Genomic DNA, 18,983 nt, shown 5'->3' on the forward strand with positions numbered 1-18,983 from the left:
ATGAGACAAGGCTATTCCGTGGCACCCGACCGCTAGAAAAAACCGGCGCCTTGCGCGCCGGTTTCAAACTTAGAATGGATAAGGCTGATCAGAGGGCTCGACCGTTACCCACTTGACCTCGGTAAACTCCTCAATGACGGCACTCCCATCGAAGCGGCCGTAGCCACTCTTCTTCATTCCTCCGTAAGGGGCCTGGGGTTCGTTTTGGACGGTTGCTCCATTGATGTGTACGCAGCCAGCATCAAGTCGGCCAGCCAGATCCAATGCACGTGTGACATCGCGACTGAATATTGATGACGAAAGACCGTAGGCGGTGTCATTGGCCACCTCCAGCGCTTGCTCGGCCCCCTTCACCCGGACGATAGTTGTCACCGGACCAAAGGTTTCTTCGTCGTAGATCGACATCTCACGCGTTACCCGATCGACCAGTGTCGGCCCCATCAAGGCATTTTCCGCCAGGCCGCCAGCAACTATGTCAGCGCCCTTTCCAACGGCGTCGTCGAGTAAATGATTGATCCGTTTCACTGAGCCTTGGCCGATCATTGGGCCAATCACGCAGCTTGGTGTCGTTGATGGAACGCCAGTTTCGAGCGACCGTACTCGTTCTGCGAAACGGGAAACGAATTCGTCGGCAACCGCTTCATCGACCACAAAACGCTCGGTCGACATGCAGATTTGTCCTTGGTAAAGGAATGCTCCGAAAACGGCAGCGTTGACTGCCCCGTCGATATCCGCGTCATCCAGAACGATGAAAGGTGCTTTGCCACCTAGCTCCAGGAGGCAGCGTTTGAGATGACTGGCACAGGTCTGGGCAATCATGCGGCCGACCTTGGTCGAGCCGGTGAAATTCACTCGACGCACAACGTCATGCGCGATCAACGCTTCAGTCACACCAGCGGCGTCCTCTGGCGCGCTGATCAGGAAGTTCAACACTCCCGCAGGCAGACCGGCATCGTAAAACGCTTCGGCCAGCAGCGCATGCGTACGTGGGCTGCTTTCAGACCCCTTGAAAATCACCGTATTGCCACACGCCAGTGGGTAGGCAATAGCGCGTGCCCCAAGAATGACCGGACCGTTCCAGGGCACGATACTCAGCACCGCGCCCACCGGTTGGCGCAACGTCATCGACAGTGCGCCTGGCTTGTCGGTAGGAATGGTTTCGCCTTTGATTTGTGTGGTCAGGGCCGCGGCTTCACGTAGCAGGTTGGCCGATGCGCCCACGTTGAATTGTGCCCACAGTTGCGAAGCTCCGATCTCTTCGGCCATGACCGAGCAGAACTGCGCCATTTTCGATTCCAGGGCATCGGCTGCCGCCAGCAGAATGCGCCGACGCTCGGTTGGACCGGTTCTGGACCACGTCCGAAAAGCGCGCTGGGAAGATTCGGCGGCACGGATGGCGTCCTCGACGCTGCATGCTGCACCTACGCTAACGGTCGCGGCACTGAGCGGATCGATGCGTTGGAAAGTCTTGCCATTGGAGGAGTCGAGTTTTTGATTATCTATCACGAGTTGAACGGTCATTACGGGTTCCTTTGCAAATCGAAAAAGTCAGACCGAAGCAGGGACTGGCATGCGAAGAATCGGTTTGATGGTTACACCGCGTTCGCTATCGGCCATCGCCTGGTTCACCTCATCGAACTCGTAAAACTTGCATAGCTTGTCGAAGGGGAATCGGCCCTGCAGATAGAGATCAACCAGCTTCGGAATAAAGGCATTGGCAACGACATCGCCTTGTACGATGCCCATGATCCGTTTGCCGGGAATCATCACGTCGTTGATATTGAATACCACCTCGGTGCCGACTTTGGTAGCGTCGACGATGCCACAGGTGCCAAGCGTGGTGAGTGCATCGATCGCCTGGCGCAGAACCTCGGAGCGGCCAGAGCATTCAAGGCTGTAATTGACACCGCCCTGGGTGATGGACTGAATACGTTGAACCGGATCCTCTTCGCGGCTATTGATGACGTGGGTTGCCCCCAGTTCGAGCGCCAGTTCCAGCCGACTCGGGGTGACGTCCGCTGCAATGATGGTAGTAGCGCCGGCGACCTTCGCAGCCATTACCGCCGCCAGGCCGACTGCGCCCGCACCAAAGGCGGCGAAGCTCGATCCGGCTTCTACCTTAAGTGCATTGAGAACCGATCATGCGCCAGTCTGGATGCCGCAACCCAGCGGCCCCAACAGTTCCAATGGCACCTGTTTCGCTACCTTGACCACGTTGCGCTCATTGGCGATCGTGTAAGTGGAAAAGGAGGATTGGCCGAAGAAATGGTCGTGGATGGCGTGGTCGTTGCCACAAGCGCAAGCGGAAGTAGTGCCATCGAGTCGGCCACCACCGAAGTTCAGCGGGTGCATGTGCGTACAATGTACCGGGTGGCCCGTTTCGCAAGGCAGGCAAAGGCCGCATGACATATACGTCATGACCACGTGATCGCCCGGTTGTACCGTGGTGACTGCAGAACCGACCGCATCCACTACACCGGCACCTTCATGACGAGGATGATGGGCAGTGGTGTAGGAAATAGCTGATCTCGCACCACCATGTCAGTGTGGCAAACGCCTGTGGCGACCACGCGGACCCGCACTTCTGTTGGCCGCGGAGCCTCGAGCAAGACATCCTCAATTTGTAATGGGGCTCCCGAGGTGCGCAGCACTGCGGCACGGATGTTAATCGATTGTGCATCGGTCCGGGACATCGTTGTCTCCTTGAAGTAGTTCGTCGAAGTCGAGAAAACGTCGGATTGTCAGGCAGACTGCAACGCTCGCGGGCGTTGGCTGCGATGGGTTGCTTCTTCGCCGGCGGCCGGACGCAGGCTGAAATTGAAAGTCATCTCGGCAAAGCGCCCTGCCACGCCCTTGGCTGCGGCCCGTTCCTCGTCATCGACAAAGCTGACTTCGCCGATCAGTCCGTCACGTGTTGCATAGGCGAAGTCGTCCCACAGGTACTTGTCATTCGACAGGTTGATCTGTGTGGTCAGATGTTCATGCCCCGGGGCAGAAATGAAGAAGTGGATATGCGCGGGTCGCTGCCCGTGACGGCCCAACTGATCGAGGCATTCCTGAGTGGGGCCGGTTGGATCGCAACCGTACCCAGAAGGCACGATGCTGCGAGCCCGGTAGCAACCATTGGCGTCAGTGAGAATCCGGCGACGCAAGTTGAATTCGGACTGGCTCTTATCGAAATATGAGTAGTAGCCTTGGGTGTTGGCTTGCCACAAGTCCACGGTGGCTCCGGCGATCGGCTGACCCTTCAAATCGGTTACGCGTCCCTCCAGAAACATCACCGTTGCGATACCGTCCTCGCTCCCATCATCCATTCGAGTTTGGTACTCACTCAGTGGAGCCCCTGCTACATACAGCGGGCCTTCAATTGTCCGTGGCGTGCCCCCGCTCCGGCCCGCTTCGGCGTCCTTGGCATCCGCCAGCAGATCAAGGAAATGTTCTATGCCGAGTCCCGCGACCAGCAAACCTGCTTCGTTTCTGGCACCCAAGCGGTTGACGTAGTCCACCGCCCCCCAGAACTCATCGTCGCTGATCTGCAAATCTTCGATCACTCGGGCGACTTCCTGCAGCAAACGTAAAACGATCTGCTTGCGGCGTGGATCGCCTTCGTTGTTGTCCAGTCCCGAGGCTTGTCGGAAGAATTGCTGCAATTGCGGCAGTTGAGAAATTTTCACTGTCATCTTGATTCACCTGATCTTATTGGTATTCACGAACGAAGAGAGCCGCTGGATGCTCCCTCCATGCATGTCGGTTCAAGTCATTAGGCGAGTGCTCGCCAACCCAACTGGGTACGAGCCTCTTGAAGATCGGACTGCATATCGTGATTCCACAGCCAGTCGAAACGCTCTGCGAGGGTTTTTCCCAGCAGTTGTTCGTCATCGGCTACGGCTGGATCACGCAGTTCATAAAGCTCCCCGGCTTCCCAGGATGTGCGCTGCACACGACAGGCACGTGGACGACGAATTGCGTCGTAAGCCGCGAGCACCGCTTGTGGCTGGCTGGTCAGGACCTGCGGATCGGCCAGCAATCGCGCCAGAAGCCAGGCGTCTTCCAACCCCTGACCTGCGCCAGCGCCCTGGTGCGGCAACATTGCATGCGCAGCATCGCCGATCAGCCCTACGCGGCCGTGCACGTAGCCTGGCAACTCATCGAGTTCATGCAAAGCCCAAAGGGTGGGTGCCGGAATGCATTCGAGCAGCACCCGTGCAGCGTCTCCCCAATGATTGAAGGCAGAGAGCATTTCTTCCTGGCTGGCATTGCGAACCCACGGAGAATCGCTTGGCCAGGTTGGATCAGGGCGGCTGCGATCGGAAATGAAGGCCACAACGTTGATAAGCCGGCCTTGTTTGACGGGGAATGTGAGGATATGTGCATCAAGCCCCAGGTACATCTGCGGGACGTCGATCAAGTGCTCATCGACACCCCGGGCTCGGTAGGCCGCGCGCAGCTGTTGGCTGTCGATCATCCCACGGTAGGCACAGGTACCACTGAAACGCGGCGCCACAAGTGGTTGGCCAAGACCGTTGAGAACATGATCACGAATTGAAGACTTGATACCGTCCGCGGCGATCAACAGATCGCAGCGATGCTCAGTGCCATCGGTGAAAACTACGCGAGCCTGTTCGGCATCCTGCTCCACGCTAACGGCGCGCTTACTGAATTGGGCGATCCCTTCGGGCAACTGGCTGGCTAGAGCATCGAGGAAGTCAGCACGGTGTACCGAAGACTGCCCTACCCCTTCGGCCAGGCTTGCGCCCAGATAACCGGCATCTTCACCACGACGCCATTCGAACCAGATGTCCTGCCAGGGATCCTGCGTTTGGTCGGCAATCTTGCGGTAGGGTTCGGCAATACCCAGACCCGCGATGGCACGAACGGCATTGGCGCCGAAGGAGACACCTGCTCCGACCTCGCCAAAGGCCGGAGCCGCTTCGAACAACTGCACGCTCAGATGGGAATGACGGCACAGGTCCAGGGCCAGAGCCACGCCGGCAATACCGCCGCCAACAATACCGATGTGCAATTTAGATTGAGGAGTACGCATAGCAAGTTACCCATAAGGCTGATTGTTATTGGAGTAACCAAATCATCGCCATCTGAGCGCTATTGATAAATACCGCAACTCCCATACATACCATCAAGAGTGTGAATATTACTCGTTAGGACGAGCAGTCATTGGCCAGACGAGCCCTTCCTTGCGCTCGCCTTTTTCTGCAATCGTTACTGCGGCACGGGTTGCTTGGATGAAGCGGCCTGACGGCCTGGAGAGTTCTGAATCAGAAACACCAGAATAGCGATGGCCCCTATCAGACCTGGTACTGCGAAGATGAGAAAGCTCGCCTGCAGCGGCAATGAAGAAGCGTGCAGTGCGCCTCCTAACAAAGGACCGATGATGGCTCCGGTGCGACCGACGCCCATCGCCCAACCAAGCCCTGTAGACCGTATGTGCGCAGGGTAATACTGCACCGTGCAGGCGTTGGCCAGGATCTGCGTGCCAATGGTGCACGCCCCTGCTATGGCGATGAGCAAATAAAGTACCGGTAACGGCGCCTTGAGCGCTAACAGACTCAGGGCTAATGCTCCACAACTGAAAAACCCGAACAAGACCTTGGCGATTCCAATTCGGTCCCCCAGCCATCCACCGGCCACCGCGCCAATAATCGCGCCGACATTTAGCGCTACCAGAAACGCCAGGCTGGAGTTCAATCCATAGCCTGCAGCACTCATGAGTTTTGGCAGCCAGGAGCTCAATGCATAAACCATCAGCAAACAACAGAAAAACGCCAACCACAGCATGAAGGTGTTCAACTTGCGCCCGTCCTGGAACAGCTGCGCAATCGACACAGTCGTGCCTTTGGCAACCATCTGGTTCAACTGGTCATTTGCGGTTGGTTCATAAGACGGCGCGGCCTCTGCCAACAGGTTTTTGGCCTTGACGGTCTGCCCGGTGCGCAGCAGGAAATCCATCGACTCCGGCAATTGTCGTATCAGAAATGGCAAGACCAACAAAGGAATCAGCGCTACATAAAACACCGCTTGCCATCCCCATTGTGGGATCAGCACCATGCCCAGGCTCGCCGATAGCATTCCGCCTAACGAGTAGCCACTGAACATGATCGCGACCAAAGTGCTACGGGATTTTTTTGGTGCGTACTCGTTCATCAACGCGACAACGTTGGGCATCACCCCCCCGATCCCAAGGCCGGCGATGAACCGGCATAAGGCAAATGCCTCGGGGCTCCGTGCCAAGCCGTTGATCGCTGTCACTGCGCTGAAGATGGCGACGCACATCATGATGGTTTTACGTCTGCCTATACGATCCGACAAAGAACCGAAAAACAACGCACCCAGCATCATGCCCACCAGCGCACAGCTGCCTAACGCACCCGCCTGTAACGAACTGAGGCCCCACTCGGACATCAGTGAAGGCAACACGACCCCATAGATGACCAGATCATAGCCGTCGAAAATGATGATGAGCGCGCACCAGAACAGCACGCGCGCATGGAAGGCATTGAAACGTGCCCCGTCAATCAGGGCTGATACATCAATCGTACGCATGGCATCGCTCTTCTTGTCATTGTTATAGAGCCGGAGGATCTGACGCCTCCGGAAATTGCGCGGTGCCCAATGGTGTTACGCAGAGCGTTCAGCACTGGACATGGATTCGATCATGGGCAAACCATCAACCGTGATAAATGCAGCCAGGTGAATAGGCATTATTTCGAACGTGAATAAAGATCGAAGGGGAGCAAAAGTCCCATCGATCTCACGATGGACGCGGCGGTCTGGCACTTGTTAGGCTTTGGCTCTTGCAGCGGCAATTTCAGAGCGGTGCAGACCCAACGGTGGGCAAAGATTTATAGCCCTTTATGAGCGCGCAATCTGCACGAGGCGGTATGGAATTACGTGAATTGGATCTCAATCTGCTTTTGGTGTTTAACCAACTGCTCATTGACCGCAGGGTATCGACGGCGGCGGATAACCTTGAGCTGACCCAGCCCGCGGTCAGCAACGCGTTAAAGCGACTGCGTGTCGCTTTGAACGACGAGCTTTTCGTTCGCACTTATCAAGGAATGGAGCCCACGCCCTATGCCCGGCAGTTGGCTGAGCCGGTTGCACTGGCCATTCAGACCTTGCGTGATGCACTGAGCCGACAGGACAAGTTTGACCCGCTCAACTACAATCGTAGATTTACGATGGCGATGACCGATATTGGTGAAATCTACTTCATGCCGCGGTTGATGGACGCTCTGGCTGAGCGCGCTCCGGGTTGCTCGATCAGCACACTGCGCAACACCTCCAATACCTTGGCCGAAGGGTTGCAGAACGGTGCGATTGACCTTGCAGTTGGATTACTGCCGCACCTGCAAGCTGGATTTTTTCAGCAGCGCCTGTTTCACCATCGCTATGTCTGCATGTGCCGTAAAGACCACCCGGCTACCAGGGAACCGTTAACGCTGGAACGTTTTTGCAGTTATGACCACGTTCGCGTCGTAGCGGCGAACACGGGGCACGGCGAAGTCGATACGTTTCTGGCGCGCGCCGGCATCGAGCGAAATATACGCCTGGAGGTACCCCACTTCGTCGCAGTAGGCCACATACTTCAACGCACTGACTTGATGGCAATAGTGCCTGAACGATTCGCCAGCAGTTGCGAACAACCCTTTGGGCTCACGGTGCTGCCGACGCGAGTGGAACTGCCAAACATCGAAATAAACCTGTTCTGGCATGCACGCTATAACAAGGATCCAGCCAATCGTTGGCTTCGCCAGCTGATGTTTGAGCTGTTTTCCGATTAAGTCACCTGAGCGAGTATGGTTGCGACACCAAAGCAGAATTCTTCAACACTTCGGCATGATTGTTCAATACTCTTGCCGGCCCATCTTCCATGCTCAAACCTCAAAACAAAAAAAATAATGAGGAGATGGCAATGGCACACCCAGACATCCGTAATCTTGTGGTTTCAGACAGCCCTGCTGCGGCGCTCTACCAGCCTGGGCGGATCGGCACCTTGCAGTTGCGCAACCGCTTCGTGCAAGCGCCGATCTTCACTCAGTTCGCCAGCACCTTCGGTGAGGTTGACGATAAGCTCATCGAATACCATCGGGCCCGTGCTCGTGGAGGGGTTGGTCTTATCATCACCGAGAACACCTCCATCGATTGGGAAGTCGGGCGCACGGCGGGCCACCCGATGCGAATTGACCACGACAGGTTTATTGGCGCACTCAGCAATCTGGTCGACGCCGTCCACGGCGAAGGAGCGAAGATTGCGGTGCAGCTGCACCACACCGGCCGCCAGAATTCCCAGGGCAATACGGAACGTAACGAACCGCCACTCGCGCCGACAGCAGGCATCACCAGCGCGTTCGGCACCCCACCGCGAGCAATCGAAGAACATGAAATTCCAGGGCTGATCGACAAGTACGTCCAAGGTGCCCGGCGCGCGGTGGCAGCCGGCTTTGATGCCGTTGAGCTGCACGGTGCACATGGCTATTTGCTCGGTCAGTTTCTCTCACCTTTCACAAATAAACGTACCGACCGCTGGGGTGGATCCCTGGAAAATCGAGCCCGTTTTGCGCTCGAAGTCGTGCGTGGGGTTCGCGTACAGGTCGGTGCGGATTTCCCGATCCTGTATCGCCTCAGCGTGATGGAGCCTTACGAGGGCGGTCTCTCATTGGAAGATGGCCTGGCCTTTTGCGAAATGCTCGAGCCTTACGTTGACGCCTTGGATGTAAGTGCCGGGAACTACGACACTGCAATGACGTTGCTGCCCATGATCCCGCCAGGATCACTGGTGGATTACGCCAAGCTCGTGAAAAAGCGTGTTTCGATCCCGGTGATCGGAGTTGGTCGTCTCACTTGGCTCTTTGACGAGATGGCACAAGCGGTGTCTAACGGAGAGCTCGATTTTGTGGCCCTCGGTCGATCAGGTCTTGCAGACCCCGAAACGGTTAACAAGACACGGCGCGGGCAACCGCAGAGTGTCCGACGCTGCCTTGCGGTCAATGAGTGCATCTCACGGTGGATGTTCAACGGCAAGGGCACTCAGTGCGTGATAAATCCTACCCTCGGACAGGAACGCCGCGCGAGTGACGCTCGCCGTCCTGCTTCCAAACAGCAGCGAGTACTGATCGTCGGTGGCGGCCCGGCCGGCTGTGAGGCTGCGATACTGGCTGCTGAGCGCGGACACAGCGTGCGGTTGGTCGAGAGATCGGATCGCATCGGCGGCCAGCTCCATGCCTGGGCAGCTGCGAGCCCGTTTCGCATGGAGGTCAAGAACATGATTCACTTTTACGAGAGCGAACTCGAACGCGTGAGCGTCGAAGTACAACTCAATACCGATGCAGCTGATTTCGACTTGGCCCCGTGGGACACCGTATTGCTGGCGACCGGTACCGTTGCGCAGGATCAAAGTCCGGATGTTGCCGACATGCTGGCAAACGGGGATCTGCCCGTGGCTGACAAAGTCACCGTATTTGGTGAAACCGAAACTGCAATGTTCGCCGCCCTTTGGATGGCCGAGCAAGGCAAAAAAGTCAGCCTTGTTTCACCCGCTGATGGGGTGGGTGTCGATACCAATGATATGCAGCGCGACCACCTCATCGGCCTTCTCAAGAGCCTGGACGTATCGATCAGAACAGCAGGAGCGGTGCCCGATGACGGCTACGTGGTGATGGCGACTGCGCGCAATGCTTCAACTGTCCTCGAGGCGTCCGTCGATGACATTCGCGTCCATAGCATCGGGACGAGGTCGCGTGGCGGGCGGATGTATGAGGCAACCCAGTCCGGATTCTGGGCGGCAGCGAAAATAGGAGAGTTGTCATGAACGTTCGCGCGATCGAACACGTAGGTATTACCGTTCCAGATATGGAAGCGGCGACCCAATTCTTCGTCGATGCCTTTGGTGCCGAGAAACTTTACGACATGCTTGACGCGCCCTTGGGGGGGCCTGAGGTGGAGGTGGGACTCGGCATCGCCCCCGGAGCTGTGATTACCGCAATCCGCATGCTTCGCCTCGGCAACGGCCCCAACCTGGAGCTGTTTTCTTACACCGGGGTGCAGCAGTCGCAACCTGTAGTTCCAAGCGATTTGGGTATTCAGCACATATGCATCTACGTTGACGATATCGACGCCGCCGCCAATCGCCTGGAGAAAGCCGGTGGCGTTCTCCTCAGCCGCCCTGGCGACCTCCCGGGCGGTGACGCCGGAAAAGCTAATCGCTACGTATACACCCGCACGCCTTGGGGAAGCACGATTGAACTGGTGACTTACCCGTCGGCGCAGGCCTACGAGCGTCACACTCACCTGCGCCGATGGCGACCGGGTTTGACCGAGCTGAGTGACCACGAAAACCAGGTGGAGTAAGGAAAGGCTTGCCAGACGATCGGAGGAAATCCCCCCCGATCGGCGGCAAGCCTGTTTTGCGTACAAACTTGAAGGATGTGTTAGTTTTTGAATGTGAGAACGCTATGCCATCAACACTCAAAAACTGCTAAGTGCTGATAAAAAACTCCACTGCCAATACAAATAAAAAGGGAGTTGTGATGAGTGCCATCCTGCTAACGCCAGAAAAAATGCTGGACGTTATCCCTGGTGAAGTAACGATCAAAGGTACCGTTGAGACTGCACCCGATAACGGCATGTCGATCCGCGGCTATCGCTTTGACAAAACCGAAGTCAGCATCCCTTGCATGCGGGATTACGAGTTGGTGAGATGGAAATCGGGAACATCCAATCTTGGTTTCCATGATGGCAAGAAATGGCAAAAATGGTCCGTTGGCGATAACGACGTCACCATTTTGACTCGAGGCGAATCATCCAGGTGGTACTGGATGAACGATATCGAAGTCAGTCATATCTACATCTCGCAAGCGATGATGGCAAAGGTCGCCAATGAAGTTTTTCAACAGGACGTTGACGGGGTTTTTGTCGACCACTGCCCCATTGTCAACGACGCGAAGCTCTCCAGGCTCATGGCAGCCTATGAAATGGAATGTTTGAGTGGCGAACCGGGGAGCAGCATCTTCGCCCAGACGTTAGAAATACAGATATGCATTCATCTGCTGCGCCAGTATGTGCGGTGTGATCTGAGAGACAGCGATCAAGCGTCTCGCCTGACGAACATGAAACGCGACCAGCTTCAGCAATACATCGATTCACACCTGTCCTGCCCGATTTCGGTAAAAGACATGGCCGCAATAGTCGACCTGAGCCCGTCGTACTTTGTACGGGTGTTTGGGGCTGTGTATGGGGTCTCTCCCCATCAGTACGTTCAGTCGCGCCGCTTAAAAAAAGCTGAGCGGATCTTGTCTACGGTGCGTGATGTTCCGTTGAAGGCTGTCGCCATGGATTGCGGATTCTCGGACCAAAGCCATATGACCAGACTGTTCCAGGAAAAACTGTTCATGACGCCCAAGCAGTATCGCGAGAAAAACGTTTCCAGGCTTTTTTGCTCATCGGCCTTACAGTAACGTGCGTTAGTCAGCGACCACGAAACGTGAGCAAGGTCTCCTTGCGTCGATATAGAAAACCCAATCTGACGTTTTTACACACTCTGGGCCGTTAGCTGCCTTTCATGATCCGAAGATGCTTATGGCTTGGCTCTCCTATTTTCACCCCTGCCTCGCTTGTGGACTGGTCGCCAGAACTATGTCCTTGCAGCAAATTTTAAGCGGGTATTCTTTTGCGGTATCTGCTACGCATCCGGTATCTACGTCTGTCGATTCTGCGAGAATTTCTGCGGCCATTCGGTCTAGGGGTTGATACCTGGTGTGGCGTTTTTTCGGGTTCTTGGCTTGCGCTTGGTCACTGGAGCTTGGCGAACCTGAATCAATTGCTGCTCCAGCGTTTCGGCGCGAGCGTGCTGCGCTGCAGCCCGTAGCTGGGTCTGGCTAAGCTCGATCTGAATCGACTCCACCCGCCGTTGCAACTGCTCGACCTGCCGGCCGGCGGCCTTGAGCTGGGCCGTCATGGCTTTGCCCTCCTCCCGGGCGTGGTCGACTTCGCGGTGCGCACGATCCTCGACCCCGCGAATGTAGCCTTCCTGCGCTACGCGCTCCTGCTCGGCTTTGAGCCTTAGCGCTTGCAGATTTTGTTGTAACGCCTGATTCAGCTGTTGTGCCTCGCTACGTTCGTGTAACAAACCTTCACGCTGCTGCTGCAGGTCGTCGATCTGTGTCTGACGCTGCGCCAAAAAGCAATTCCAGATCCGCCAAGCGCGCCTCGGCTGCCTGACGCCCCGTCGCGGCTTCAGCCGCGTGCTGACGAAACTGCGCCGCGTCCTGGCGCGCCTGGTCTTCGATCAGCGCCACTCGCTCGCGCTCGGCGGCTAGCACTTGGCGTTGTTCGGCCAGCGCTTGCTCGGCTGTACTCTGCGCCAGGCAAGTGGCCTGCTGCCACACCGCGACGAACGCCTGCGCCACTTCACCCGGCAACGCCGGCAAGCGGGTCTCGCCATTCAGGCGCTCAGCCAAACGCGCCCACCATTGATCGAGCAGCCCACCGACCCGCGCCGGACTGCCGCGGCCCAGCGCCAGGCGCACGCGTTCGACTGTCGGCCGCTCCCCGCGGGCCAATACCGCGTCCGCCGCGGCAAACACCTCCGTTTCCGGTACGCCGACGGCCATGCCCTGCTGCTCACCTAATTAGGTAGGATAATGCACTGTTATCCGCCGTTATCTTCCGCATACTGAAACTTCAGTCCGATGACCGTACTCAATATTACCGATCAGCTATCGCTGGTCGACCAATCGCCGCTGGACCTGCATGGCCTGGCGCTCAGCGCTCAGCAGGCCGCGGCGGCGTTTCTCGCCGCCGGCACCGCGACCAACACCCTGCGCAGCTACCGCAGCGCCCTCACCTACGGGTCGGCCTGGCTGCAGCTGCGCTACGGCCAGACGCTGGGCAGTACGCCGCTGCCGACGACGGTGGCGGTGCAGTTTGTCCTCGATCACCTGGCCCGCCCGTTGGATGGCGGCGGTTGGGCACAGCTGCTGCCTCCAAGCATTGACGCCGCGCTGGTCGCCGCTCGGATCAAGGCGAAATTGGGGCCGCTGGCGTTCAATACGGTCAGCCATCGCCTGGCGGTGCTCGGTAAATGGCACCGGATTAACAACTGGGACAACCCGATTGAGGCCCCGGCGCTGAAAACCCTGCTGCGCGAGGCGCGCAAGGCACAATCGCGCCAAGGCCTGTCGGTACGGAAAAAGATGGCCCTCGTACTCGAGCCGTTGCAGGCGCTGCTCGCCACCTGCAGCGACGGCGTGCGCGGCATCCGTGACCGCGCCCTGCTCTTGCTGGCCTGGAGTGGTGGCGGCCGGCGGCGCTCGGAGGTGGTCGGCTTGCAGATCGGCGATGTGCGGAAGTTGGATGCCGACACCTGGCTGTATGCCCTGGGCGCGACCAAGACCGACACCGGCGGCATACGTCGGGAGAAGCCGCTGCGCGGACCGGCGGCGCACGCGCTGAGTGCCTGGCTCGAGGCCGCGCCAGCCTCCTCCGGGCCTCTGTTTCGTCGATTGTATAAGGGTGGCAAAGTGGGGGCCTCAGGCCTATCAGCAGACCAGGTCGCGCGCATTGTCCAGCGCCGTGCCCAGCTGGCCGGGCTGGAGGGGGATTGGGCGGCGCACAGTTTGAGGTCGGGATTTGTCACCGAGGCTGGCCGTCAGGGCGTGCCACTGGGCGAAGTGATGGCCATGACCGAGCACCGCAGTGTGAGCTCAGTAATGGGCTACTTCCAAGTTGGTGCGCTGCTAAGCAGCCGTGCAACCGAGCTACTACCCCGCCTCGAGCCATCAGCCAGGCCGGGGTCGATAAAAGATACGTCTGATACAATTAAACCCTAGGATGGACTCAGTTGAAGAAATAAGGCTCTCCAAGAATACTAGCGTGTTAGCTGTAGCTGCTCCGGCATTTTGAGTCTGTAATCTATAAAGTTAGGACATGGTGGGCTGAAAGCTCGTTGTCAGCGTAAATTACGCTAAATCCGGACCGGGGAGAGGTTCGAGTCAATTTAAAAGTATGCTGGAATTCCAAGTCCTGCGTGCAGGCGTTGCGAAACCGGTAGCTACTCCGCCGAATAAAGAAGCTTTGATGTTTTCCCGATCTGTACCACGGATATTCAGCATTTAAAACAATCGAAAAACTGATGCCCTTTTCAATGTTGTATTGAATCTCGCCGAGGAATTTAAGGAAACACGCAGTAATAAGTTTAGTTATGGCCGCACCATCATAAGCACATGGCGCACGCTGAATAAAACAGTCGAATCCCGACTTTTTACTTGAAACGCTTGTAACCGTCGGCCACTTAATACAAGCCAATTTTAAGCGCAGCATCACGTAAGCCAGAGCACATGAACAAAAATTACCAATGATCCCTGTGTTTGCGCCGTATTCGGTCAGCGAATTAATTCGCTCCAAACAATCATCGTGACCGCGCAGATACTTTTCTTCTAGCGCTTCGCAACAAGCATAAAGCGTTTGCCGGACATGTTGATAATCCTGAAGATCAAGATAGTCGTAATACCCATTCATTGGGCACTCCGGAGTTATCCAATGCACCGGCTGATGGCTGTACACACGACCGGCCATTCGATCTGGACACGATATCCCTAAGAACCGCTCAAGAGGCACCGCCAAAGCCTCCCTATCCTCATCACTAGTGTAGTAATGCTGACAATGGTACGAGCCAACAAGCACCCTGGACATCAGCGCTTCAAACCATTGAGCCTCGTGGTCGCTTACTTCCAACACCTTGGCCATAAAAACGCCGTCTACCCGCCAACTAAAACAGTGGCCTAGATCGGGCCAAGCCAGAGAGCAGATTTCGCAATGGTGCTGCTTTTTTCCCTCCAATACCGTTCCTTCAAAGTAGGAGGTGATAGGCACCTCACCCATAAAACGACTGCGGCATTCAGCGCACATGTCGATTAGTTCAACATTGTGGATAGCGCAATAATGATAATACTTAATGAATGTGAATACGGAGTGAAATCCCATCTTGATGCATGCGGGGCAGAAGCGGATATTATTTGCAGGGTTTAGAATTTGCTGTGGCGGGGCGAACCGTGTCGGAAGATGGGTCGCCCCCTCCCCTAGTGCCGATGCAGGTAACCAGCTTGGAGTTTCAAACGGCATCCGATGACGCCCATACGTGATCCCGCTGACTTTTAGCAAATCACTGTCAGTCAAATACGTGTACCTCAGAAGTTTATAAAAGATAGAAATATAAGATTCGTAGGGGTACACCTGTTTCGGAGTATAAAGCTTCATAATCGCTTACCAACTGCTGCTCTACGACAAAAAGGTTCAAAACCGGAACGCTCCACAGCCTCTCGGAGATCATCGATAGTTATAGGAGAATTAGCATCATCACTACCTTTAACCATACAGCGAACCAGAAAAAAATAACGGACAACAGCAGATACATGTTCCATTGGTAGGTTTTTAACGTAATTGCCTGAAGCCTTATTGTTCATTTCACTCCATAACGCAGAGGCGATTGAACTGATCCGCCAACCTTGCGCGAAGGCTGCTGCAAAAAAGTGTTGGGTGTAAGTGATTCCACTACCTTCGGGATATATCATGTCGCAGTCATAAAGCTTGAGGATCTGGACTAGACTTTTTTCGCTATTTACGCCAGACATGTCTCGTACATCGCTCATAAATCGGGAGATAATTTGTGACTGTTCTACTGTTTTGAATTCATCTACCATGTCTACGATCTCTGGCATAGCGAAAGACACCACGGTCATCTTTATTTTTAAACTGTCAAGAAGATTCACCAAGTCAGACAATTGGTAAAAGTCAGCGCTAGCAAATCGTTGCAATTCGTCAATAATCAGCACAAATTGTGTTTTGTTCCGCTCCCCCATTCTCGTTTGAATACGATCAACCAACAAATTTAATTTTACAAGGCTACTATCTCTCGGTTTTGTAGGTATTTTCTCTTGTTTAATTAGCTGATGTATTACGGTCGATCGATGTCTTGCATTTTCACGGGCCACAGCGATAAGCCTTATGACGAATACATCCGCAAATTTTAGCTCCACTTCTTCAGCTAACGCTTCCGAGCACCGAGTTTTTCCTATTCGCGGTGGACCTTGGAAAATCACTCCTGTCTGCTGCATTGCTATTGCGAAAAAAACTTGCCTCACGACATCTTTCAACACCGGTGTGTTGAGCCTAAAATACGTTTTTAGTCCAGGATGATTTAGATCGGGCATTTAATCTTCCTCAAATTGAGAAATAGAAAAAGATCGCCATTGAGGCTCCTTAGTCGTTTCTTTTTTGTCACTATTGTCGTGGGCATCACTGCTGTCACTGCTTGTTGGCTCTTTAGTAGAGGCCACTTGCTCACCAAGCTCAGGGTTCTCGCTTAGCAATCTTTGCAGCGCTAAGTTATTGCGAGCTGACTTCGATTTCAGTAAAAAATTGCGATATACGATGACGGGGCGCTGACCGAAATAAATTTCGAATAATTTTTTATCAATTGCTCTATTGATTAACTTCCTTGTTTGAACGCTATGTTTGTAGTCTCGCCACGCGGCCTCTACAGTCAAAATATCGAGTGGCAAACCACTAAGTAAAAACGCGGCAACTGTCCTGTAGTCGTTTGGATCGATCCTGACTATGATGTCTTGGCCTATCAAGCTAGGCATTTCTGCGAGAACAGAACTCGTGTACAGTGCTTTATCTAGTTTGATGCGCGGACGCACTCCTTTTGCAATGCTGCCTCGAACAGTAACTTTACGACACAATGAATTGATGTCTTTGGAATTTACGAGAAGATCATTCACGATCGGTTTAAATAGCATATTACAATCTTGATAAGCTTTTATGGCTTCAAGCGGACTATTTCCCTTGTTAGCGCCCCCACTTGGAAGTGCGTTATGGTTTGCGATGTATACATCTAATACTTCAAGCGCCTCATCCACATTAATATCGTAGTAGACAGCTGCCTCCTGAGGAGAGTCTGATCTTCCGTCATGAGGATGCGATCCGGTTGTTGATGAAAACGTATGCAGTACGTGACTGGATAAAGTCTTAAATAACCCTTCAATATTTGTCCTGCGCCCTGGACTACCCAGGGGGCCGTAGTCAACGGCGATCCCTAGCTTGTCTAGGCACAGATCTTGTACATCCAGAGCAAAATGCTGCATAGCGTTGTCAAAATAGATTGCAGCAATACTATGGTATCTGAGTTCAGGAAGGACAAAGTAAGGCATGCCGGCGCCTGTGATGTACTCAAGATTTGGCACGTTTAGTTTTTCTCTTGGTTTCCAGTTGCCTAGATACGCGTCGCAAATTACTTGAAATATATCGAGTGCAGTGACTTGGCTAGCAAAAACGTATCGAGCGGCAAATATTGCTTTACTTTTCCTGCAGCGCGCACAAATCAACCAGAATCTATCGATCACATCTTTCGTGGTGAGTCTGCGATCGCCTTTGATATGCAACACGAATGTTCCATCTAGGTAATGGGAATCGATCTCGAACACGTCTAATACATCACATTGACCAAATAGTGGCTCAATCCCATTGCCTACAGCGGTGTGGATCAGGCTCAACCCACCTCCTACTGCAAGTGCTGCAGCTTGGAAATCTTGCTCGAGTATGTTATTAATCAATTTTGAAACAGTTTTGTTTGCGCCTCTGACCTGAGAAAGAGGCCAGGCATTATCACCGACACCCTCGCTTCTGCATATTTCATAAAAGTCTTGAAAAAGTAATGTCCTTTGATACTTCATCCCCTTGCCAATAGGAGCGTTGCGCCGGAAAACTTGCTCAACAAATCTAGTTAAAATATTTGGGAAGGCTTTTAGTAGATTATCCATTACTCCAGCCATGCCACCTTTCTGTTCACTTTTTTTAGGTAGAATTGACTTTGTTCTTTCATATTTTTTTACTCTAAAATCCGGAATGCACGCCGCCTCACCAAAGCAAACACCATTTTCATCTTTTGTTTTAAATCGATCCATCAAGCGATGGACCTTGGACGCGCTGATCCCAGTTTCTGTATATATCTGCTTCAATGATACGCCATCTAAACGCATCGCTGCCGCATCGCGCCGACGTAAAAATATTGCCCTTTTATTATCTGGCACCTGCGCAGGGTCTACTTTTACGTAGATAGGATTTATAGAGTATTTCGTGGCGTCATTCATTTTTTAGACTCCATGTGGAGTCTAATGAGAATGGTGTCTCCTCGAAGCTAATCACAACATCGCCTGCGTTGTACATGCGATATATTTGCAACATCACTGAGGGCCTGCTGTATTCGCTGAGGGCAGACAAATACTGCAGAAGTGTTCCTCTCTTAAAATTATTGACATGCAAACTTGCAGATTCGACTAAATTAGGCGGCAGGTACTGTTCTCGACTGGCAGTCAAGAAAGCTGAAAGCTTTAAAAGAGGAAATATTTTTTGCTTGTGGCAATGAAAATCCTCATCTGTAAAATGTTTGAATCTAACATGCCTCTCGCGCCAGAGATAACTATCAAAGAGCTCTTCATGCGCTCTATCCGCCTCACTCTTATTGACCGAAATTTTGTAAAACTCAACTCCGTCACTGGACTCTACCCGCAACCGATAGCGTGACGCGATCTTTCCATCGGCGGTCAATATTTCTTCTTCGAAGTCGTTGAAGTGAAATGATTTTATTTCCTGACAGAATTCTAGGTTTAACACCCAATGCGCAATCTCTCTATCGCTAAGCAAAGAAAGAATGGCTTGAGATTTATTGCTATATATTAGCCATTGATTGCCAAAGGCTCTTTTTCTGGATGTAAAATTATATGTTACACCTTTCGCAGACATAGTTATCCCCATGGTAACATGAGGATATGCTGGTCCTTATCTCAATTCCCTATGGCTGGGGCATTCCGGTTAATTCCTCCCAGCAGCTTAGCAGAGCGTCGTCATCTGGCAAGCTAGGGCGAAATTCCCGGTTTTGGAAAATTACTTCACCATTGAAAACCGGA

The 18,983-nt window shown here is 53.9% G+C and carries 13 protein-coding genes and 2 pseudogenes; 5 read left to right on the forward strand and 10 right to left on the reverse strand.

The window, feature by feature from the left end:
* Positions 1-69: 69 nt before the first annotated feature.
* From ACA064_RS15735 to ACA064_RS15755, 5 genes and pseudogenes are all read right to left on the reverse strand, one after another.
* Positions 70-1,521, reverse strand: coding sequence for an aldehyde dehydrogenase (locus tag ACA064_RS15735; RefSeq protein ID WP_497668935.1), 1,452 nt, complete (start codon positions 1,519-1,521; stop codon positions 70-72).
* A 27-nt stretch (positions 1,522-1,548) separates the two neighbouring features.
* Positions 1,549-2,693, reverse strand: a pseudogene (locus ACA064_RS15740) (NAD(P)-dependent alcohol dehydrogenase).
* A gap of 48 nt (positions 2,694-2,741) precedes the next feature.
* Positions 2,742-3,680: a catechol 1,2-dioxygenase gene (gene catA / locus ACA064_RS15745; RefSeq protein WP_497668936.1), complete on the reverse strand. Its 939-nt coding sequence runs from the start codon at positions 3,678-3,680 to the stop codon at positions 2,742-2,744.
* Between the two features lie 80 nt (positions 3,681-3,760).
* Positions 3,761-5,044, reverse strand: a complete 1,284-nt coding sequence (gene salA / locus ACA064_RS15750; RefSeq protein ID WP_497668937.1) for a salicylate 1-monooxygenase — start codon at positions 5,042-5,044, stop codon at positions 3,761-3,763.
* A gap of 176 nt (positions 5,045-5,220) precedes the next feature.
* Positions 5,221-6,561 carry an MFS transporter gene (locus tag ACA064_RS15755; RefSeq protein ID WP_497668938.1) on the reverse strand — a complete coding sequence of 447 codons (1,341 nt, stop codon included), beginning with the start codon at positions 6,559-6,561 and terminating at the stop codon, positions 5,221-5,223.
* Positions 6,562-6,899: 338 nt separating this feature from the next.
* Between ACA064_RS15755 and ACA064_RS15760 the strand changes: the two genes are divergently transcribed.
* The 4 genes from ACA064_RS15760 (at position 6,900) to ACA064_RS15775 (ending at position 11,474) form a co-directional block, all read left to right on the forward strand.
* Complete coding sequence (locus tag ACA064_RS15760) at positions 6,900-7,802, forward strand: LysR family transcriptional regulator (protein WP_497668939.1); 903 nt, start codon at positions 6,900-6,902, stop codon at positions 7,800-7,802.
* 89 nt (positions 7,803-7,891) lie between these two features.
* Complete coding sequence (locus ACA064_RS15765; RefSeq protein ID WP_497668940.1) at positions 7,892-9,829, forward strand: oxidoreductase; 1,938 nt, start codon at positions 7,892-7,894, stop codon at positions 9,827-9,829.
* Positions 9,826-10,368: a VOC family protein gene (locus ACA064_RS15770; protein ID WP_497668941.1), complete on the forward strand. Its 543-nt coding sequence runs from the start codon at positions 9,826-9,828 to the stop codon at positions 10,366-10,368. Before ACA064_RS15765 ends, ACA064_RS15770 begins: the two co-directional genes overlap by 4 nt.
* A 179-nt stretch (positions 10,369-10,547) precedes the next feature.
* A complete protein-coding gene (locus tag ACA064_RS15775) occupies positions 10,548-11,474 on the forward strand; it encodes a helix-turn-helix transcriptional regulator (protein ID WP_497668942.1) in 927 nt (308 codons plus the stop codon).
* Positions 11,475-11,755: 281 nt separating this feature from the next.
* Here the strand turns inward: ACA064_RS15775 and ACA064_RS15780 are convergent.
* Positions 11,756-12,629, reverse strand: a pseudogene (locus ACA064_RS15780) (DNA-binding protein).
* 78 nt (positions 12,630-12,707) lie between these two features.
* Between ACA064_RS15780 and ACA064_RS15785 the strand changes: the two are divergent.
* Positions 12,708-13,847, forward strand: coding sequence for a site-specific integrase (locus ACA064_RS15785; RefSeq protein ID WP_497668943.1), 1,140 nt, complete (start codon positions 12,708-12,710; stop codon positions 13,845-13,847).
* An 82-nt stretch (positions 13,848-13,929) separates the two neighbouring features.
* Here the strand turns inward: ACA064_RS15785 and ACA064_RS15790 are convergent, their stop codons facing one another.
* The 4 genes from ACA064_RS15790 to ACA064_RS15805 all read right to left on the reverse strand — a co-directional run bounded on the left by ACA064_RS15790 (position 13,930) and on the right by ACA064_RS15805 (position 18,819).
* Positions 13,930-15,192 (reverse strand): hypothetical protein, encoded by a 1,263-nt coding sequence (locus ACA064_RS15790; protein ID WP_497668944.1) that lies wholly within the window; start codon positions 15,190-15,192, stop codon positions 13,930-13,932.
* 77 nt (positions 15,193-15,269) lie between these two features.
* A complete protein-coding gene (locus ACA064_RS15795; protein ID WP_497668945.1) occupies positions 15,270-16,226 on the reverse strand; it encodes an ATP-binding protein in 957 nt (318 codons plus the stop codon).
* Positions 16,227-18,167: a hypothetical protein gene (locus tag ACA064_RS15800; RefSeq protein WP_497668946.1), complete on the reverse strand. Its 1,941-nt coding sequence runs from the start codon at positions 18,165-18,167 to the stop codon at positions 16,227-16,229.
* Positions 18,160-18,819 (reverse strand): hypothetical protein, encoded by a 660-nt coding sequence (locus ACA064_RS15805; protein WP_497668947.1) that lies wholly within the window; start codon positions 18,817-18,819, stop codon positions 18,160-18,162. The genes ACA064_RS15800 and ACA064_RS15805 overlap by 8 nt, the downstream gene beginning before the upstream one ends.
* Between the last annotated feature and the right edge of the window lie 164 nt (positions 18,820-18,983).

Source organism: Pseudomonas sp. LBUM1658, from assembly GCF_059716055.1.

What these genes read in the sequence shown, in the direction of transcription:
- ACA064_RS15775 (WP_497668942.1), top strand. Translation starts at nt 10,548, where the DNA reads ATGAGTGCCATCCTGCTAACGCCAGAAAAAATGCTGGACGTTATCCCT.
- ACA064_RS15735 (WP_497668935.1), bottom strand. Translation starts at nt 1,521, where the DNA reads ATGACCGTTCAACTCGTGATAGATAATCAAAAACTCGACTCCTCCAAT.
- ACA064_RS15770 (WP_497668941.1), top strand. Translation starts at nt 9,826, where the DNA reads ATGAACGTTCGCGCGATCGAACACGTAGGTATTACCGTTCCAGATATG.
- ACA064_RS15805 (WP_497668947.1), bottom strand. Translation starts at nt 18,819, where the DNA reads ATGTCTGCGAAAGGTGTAACATATAATTTTACATCCAGAAAAAGAGCC.
- ACA064_RS15785 (WP_497668943.1), top strand. Translation starts at nt 12,708, where the DNA reads ATGACCGTACTCAATATTACCGATCAGCTATCGCTGGTCGACCAATCG.
- catA (WP_497668936.1), bottom strand. Translation starts at nt 3,680, where the DNA reads ATGACAGTGAAAATTTCTCAACTGCCGCAATTGCAGCAATTCTTCCGA.
- salA (WP_497668937.1), bottom strand. Translation starts at nt 5,044, where the DNA reads ATGCGTACTCCTCAATCTAAATTGCACATCGGTATTGTTGGCGGCGGT.
- ACA064_RS15800 (WP_497668946.1), bottom strand. Translation starts at nt 18,167, where the DNA reads ATGAATGACGCCACGAAATACTCTATAAATCCTATCTACGTAAAAGTA.
- ACA064_RS15765 (WP_497668940.1), top strand. Translation starts at nt 7,892, where the DNA reads ATGCTCAAACCTCAAAACAAAAAAAATAATGAGGAGATGGCAATGGCA.
- ACA064_RS15755 (WP_497668938.1), bottom strand. Translation starts at nt 6,561, where the DNA reads ATGCGTACGATTGATGTATCAGCCCTGATTGACGGGGCACGTTTCAAT.
- ACA064_RS15760 (WP_497668939.1), top strand. Translation starts at nt 6,900, where the DNA reads ATGGAATTACGTGAATTGGATCTCAATCTGCTTTTGGTGTTTAACCAA.
- ACA064_RS15795 (WP_497668945.1), bottom strand. Translation starts at nt 16,226, where the DNA reads ATGCCCGATCTAAATCATCCTGGACTAAAAACGTATTTTAGGCTCAAC.